Genomic DNA, 4,571 nt, shown 5'->3' with positions numbered 1-4,571 from the left:
GGTCAATTACCTAATTTTCAGAGAAAAAGTCCCAGAATTTTCCCCCTATCTCTCCCACAACTGGTACTTTTTGATTGACAAAAAGTCTAAAAGTCTTACCCAACAAGGTTTTTAGATTTATTCAGCAAGCCCTATCTAAATCACTCGTTAAGACTGTCTATGAGGGGGGAAAAGGGAGCTTTTTTTCAGTGTTGCCAAAGGCACGGCGTAGCCGTCCAGTAAACAGTAATCGGTGAACTGAAAACTCACATCTGATAACTGATAACTGATAACTGATCACTGATCACTGATCACTGACTTGTGAGGGCGCATCAGCGATCGCACAGTAGGGACGACTATAACAAAGGGGTATTTCCAGGTCGTGTTGTTCCAAAAATTCCCGATTACTTAAAATCTTAGCGGTTTCTCCCTCTCCCACCACCTGACCACGATTTAAAACAACCGTGCGATCGCATAATTCTAAAGCCAGATCGAGATCGTGGGTAGCGATCACTTGGGTTTGGGGTAAAGTGGCTAACAGTTGTATTAATTGCCGACGGGACCGGGGGTCTAGTTGGGCGCTAGGTTCATCAAAAACTAAGACCTGCGGTAACATGGCTAAAACCCCCGCAATCGCCACGCGTTTTTTTTCACCCCCCGATAGATTCTGACTGTTTCTCTTACCATAATGCTGGGAATCCAATCCCACCGCGTGTAAAGCATGATGACAGCGATGGTTTAAATCCTCTCCGCGAATTCCCTGATTCATCGGGCCAAAAGTCACATCTTCCCAGACAGTGGGCATAAATAGCTGATCGTCGGGGTTTTGGAAGACTAAACCGACAAAATTGCGGATATTTTCTAAATTCTCCGGTTTAACTTGGTAGGGACCGACGGTGATTTTACCCGTTTGCGGCGGGAGAATACCGTTAAAATGCAGTAATAAGGTGGATTTTCCCGATCCATTTGCCCCGACCAAAGCCACCTTTTCCGTAGCTTCAATGGCTAAATTAATACCCTTTAACGCTTCTGTGCCGTCAGGATAGGTATAAACTAGGTTTTCAATAAAAATCGGGTTGTGGTGCATGAAAAACGAGACTTTTACCGAAAAATTGGGTTTAAGGTTCCCCGTCCTTTAGCGTAGCGGAGGACGGCTTTTTTGGCAACAGGTTGTCAATCTAGCTTCAAGTTTAGGCAACGGGAGTGTCAACTGAGCAGATGTACCATTTGACCCCAGAGGATCAGAATTACTATGCAAATTATAGCGAGATAATCTTTCAGCTTGCTTTGGGGAACCTGTACAGAGGGCAAGGAACCAGTGTAACCCCTCGATAACATGGCTTGATAAATGCGCTCGCCACGTTCGTAGGTACGGATAAATAAAGCGCCGATCATGTGTCCCACTAGCAACCGTTGCCATCGGGGACTACTCATTAAATTGCGCGCAATTGCTGCCCTTCGCATGGAATTAAATTCAGCGATCAAAACAGCTAGATAACGGTACATAGAAGCCAAAATTGCCACCAATAAAGGGGGAGTTTTCAGGGTAACTAATGCTTGCAACAGGTCGGGAATTGCTGTCGTTAAAACCAGAATATTGACCGTACAAAGACAGAGAAAAGCTTTTAGGGCCACACTGCCTAACACCAGCAATCCCTCGCTAGTTACCCGCAAAAATCCCCAAGACCAAAGAATTTCCCCGCCATCACGAAAAAGAGTTCCCAATAAAACCACACCGATAAAGACAAATTCGATCGCTACTCTTTGTAAAAGTACGGGAATAGCCACCCGACTGATCAGAATTAAAATAATTAATCCTAATCCGTAAATCCCCCAAGTTTCCCAGCTACCATTCGGCGTTAAGGCTGTGGCAAAAACTAACAAAAGAGTAACTAAAACCCGGGTATGGGGCGCGAGTCTCTGCCAAAAACCGCAATTTTGGCGCTCATTTTCGCAAGAAAAAGTAGCAATGTGTAGCATTTATTCAGTGATCAGTGATCAGTTATCAGTTAGAAAGGGGATGTAGGGATTTAGGGGTTTAGGGGTTTAGGGATTTAGGGAAATTTCAGCTAAATGCCCCACGTCCCCACGTCCCCACGTCCCCACGTCCCGACTCCTTACTCCTGATTTTGGGATTTTGGAATGACTAATTTACCGATACCCCAAGCGATGCCGAAAGTGGCAAGAGTTCCCAGAAAACCGGCGAGGGGAGTGGCGATACCTTCGGGAACACCTTTGAGGGCATAACCATCAAAAATTCGGGCAAAAGGTAATTGACTACCTAGGGCGTTAGGGTCTTCTTTTTTGCTAAATTGCAAGTCTTCCGCCACTCGATCGAGTCCGTCGGGATCGGGACTGGCAAAGGGAGAAAGAAAAACGGCGATAATTAGGGAGCATACCAGACCAATCAGAAAAAATTGGCTATTTCTGCGAATATTCATGGGCTAATCTTTATTAAACCTCTTGCATAATTAATTTTTGAGGGTTCAAAAACGGTAAAAATAAGGATTAAATTGCATAAAATCCTTAAATAGACCATTTAATTGATTATTATTCATTCTTAATTCTCCTGACTCCTGACGACCGACTCCTGACCCTAACAACAATTTTTGATTTTTACAAGAGGTCTATTGACGAGGAGCGTAGGAAGGGGGAACAGAGGTATTAACGGAATGGGGCGGATCGTAGAGAAGATCGGGACGGGTTCGCCAGATATAACCGACAGCGAAAACGGTAATCACCGCTTCCCCGATGCCGATGAGGATATGCCAAGATAACATGGCAACAAGGGCGAATAAAGGCGGTACAGTCCCCGATAAAGCCAATTGCAGGGCGCAAGCTAACGCCGCCACCACCACACTTGTCCAAGCGGCCAGGGCAACAGCGATCGCCATACTGCGCCAACTATGAAAACCGAGGGCTTTCCTAATCCCCAGATAGAGATAATAACCGCCAAAGGTGCCGATCAGACCCATATTGACGATATTCGCCCCTAAAACCGTTAAACCGCCATCTTGAAAAAATAAAGCTTGCACGATAAAAACCACCGCCATCACCAGAGAACCCGCCCAGGGACCGAGCAGAACCCCCGCCAGAGTCCCCCCTAACAAATGTCCGGAGGTTCCCCCCGGAATGGGAAAATTAATCATCTGGGCGGCAAAAATAAAGGCGGCACAAACTCCCATCAAAGGTACAGCCCGTTCAGCGTAGTGACCGCGCACTTTTTTGAGAGAAAAGCCAATCAGGACAACGGCAATTATCCAAGTAAATAGACTCACCGATGGACTCAAAAAGCCGTCAGGAATATGGAGGGCGAGATAAGGGGTAAGGAGAGGGTGAAACAAACCAACTCCCAGAAAATTAACAGACATTAAAACTCAGTCTCCTTGGCAATTTGGGTTAAAGATTTGAATAGAATTGTTTCGCTGGGACGGAAAAGTCCTATCTTCTAGTAGATAACTAACCGCTTCATTCTACAATGCTCTCTCTGGGGATTTAAACCCTTTAGCTTCTTAAGAATTTCTGTTATTTTGCCAGCCGTCAAGGTTTAGCTATCAGCCAAAATCTGATTATTCTCCAGCGTCAAATTCTTTAAATTATTATTAATTTTTCGAGTTTTTTTCAGTTTTTATGCTATGCCTTAACCAGTGAGCAGTTAGAAGAGGCTGGTGACTACATTGGCCACGTGATCGATGGTCAGGGTGGTGCTTTAATTGGTTTAGAGGTCAACTAATGATAAGCTATCAGAGAGAACCCCCTCTTTTTTGCTTTTTCTAGCTTGGTATGAAACCGTGATCAACTCTGAAGAAAAAAGACCGACTTGGGACGAATATTTTTTAATGATCGCTAAATTAGCCGCCACCAGATCCACCTGTTTAGCTTTTCCCGTCGGTGCGGTAATTGTCAAAGATCGGCAGGTTTTAGCCACGGGTTACAATGGTTCGCCATCGGGAACGGTTCATTGTACTGCCCAGGGTTTTTGTTATCCCGGTTTGGGAACCTGTCGAGAATCCGGAGAAATTCCCTCTAGAGCAATTCATGCCGAAGCTAATGCGATCGCTCAAGCGGCCAAACACGGTATTTCTACCCAAGGGGCTAGTATTTACGTTACTTTAGAACCCTGTATTTCCTGCTTAAAACTAATTATTTCTTCGGGAATTAAAGAAGTTTTTTACGAAGCGGATTTTAATAGTGGGACAAAAGCAATGTTAAGGGATTCTTTTCTAGAAACGGGGATTATTAAATATAAAAAGATTTATTTATCAGCAGAAATGGCTAGTCATGCGGCCTTATTTTTATTAAATCCCATTTCGATCGATCTCAGGTAGTTATCCCAAGGATGCTAATTACTAGGAAAAGTCTCTATTTCTAGGGTAGATAAAGTTAGTTGAATTGGGATAATTTTATGGGCGGTTTTCCAGAAAAGGTTCGATATCGATGGGGAACCAATCGGCTCTCTTGTTCTTTGTGTGGTCATTTTAACTTACTATAGAAGCGATCAATCTTTGTGTCCTCTGTGCCTCTGTGGTTCCTTCCACTCCCTCGCCAGCAGGACTGTATCTTAGAATACATTTTACCCACCAAACCTAAGA

The 4,571-nt window shown here is 44.3% G+C and carries 6 protein-coding genes; 1 reads left to right on the top strand and 5 read right to left on the bottom strand.

Annotated features, from left to right (window positions below; genetic code table 11):
* Positions 1–283 precede the first annotated feature (283 nt).
* The 4 genes from O9290_RS22580 to O9290_RS22565 form a co-directional block, all read right to left on the bottom strand.
* On the bottom strand, positions 284–1,066 hold the full coding sequence (locus tag O9290_RS22580; protein ID WP_002761800.1) for an energy-coupling factor ABC transporter ATP-binding protein: 783 nt from the start codon (positions 1,064–1,066) through the stop codon (positions 284–286).
* Between the two features lie 119 nt (positions 1,067–1,185).
* Positions 1,186–1,959 carry a cobalt ECF transporter T component CbiQ gene (gene cbiQ / locus O9290_RS22575; protein ID WP_288059871.1) on the bottom strand — a complete coding sequence of 258 codons (774 nt, stop codon included), beginning with the start codon at positions 1,957–1,959 and terminating at the stop codon, positions 1,186–1,188.
* A gap of 137 nt (positions 1,960–2,096) precedes the next feature.
* Positions 2,097–2,420 (bottom strand): PDGLE domain-containing protein, encoded by a 324-nt coding sequence (locus tag O9290_RS22570; protein ID WP_002761796.1) that lies wholly within the window; start codon positions 2,418–2,420, stop codon positions 2,097–2,099.
* A 186-nt stretch (positions 2,421–2,606) separates the two neighbouring features.
* On the bottom strand, positions 2,607–3,350 hold the full coding sequence (locus tag O9290_RS22565; RefSeq protein WP_288059872.1) for an energy-coupling factor ABC transporter permease: 744 nt from the start codon (positions 3,348–3,350) through the stop codon (positions 2,607–2,609).
* 420 nt (positions 3,351–3,770) lie between these two features.
* Between O9290_RS22565 and O9290_RS22560 the strand changes: the two genes are divergently transcribed.
* Positions 3,771–4,307 carry a deoxycytidylate deaminase gene (locus O9290_RS22560; RefSeq protein ID WP_043995593.1) on the top strand — a complete coding sequence of 179 codons (537 nt, stop codon included), beginning with the start codon at positions 3,771–3,773 and terminating at the stop codon, positions 4,305–4,307.
* Between the two features lie 14 nt (positions 4,308–4,321).
* Here the strand turns inward: O9290_RS22560 and O9290_RS22555 are convergent, their stop codons facing one another.
* Entirely contained in the window at positions 4,322–4,456 is a 135-nt protein-coding gene (locus O9290_RS22555) for a hypothetical protein (RefSeq protein ID WP_256378314.1), read from the bottom strand.
* Between the last annotated feature and the right edge of the window lie 115 nt (positions 4,457–4,571).

The sequence above is a fragment of the Microcystis sp. LE19-41.2A genome, from assembly GCF_027530405.1.
Lineage (GTDB): Bacteria > Cyanobacteriota > Cyanobacteriia > Cyanobacteriales > Microcystaceae > Microcystis > Microcystis aeruginosa.
This window is presented reverse-complemented; position numbering and strand designations above follow the sequence as displayed.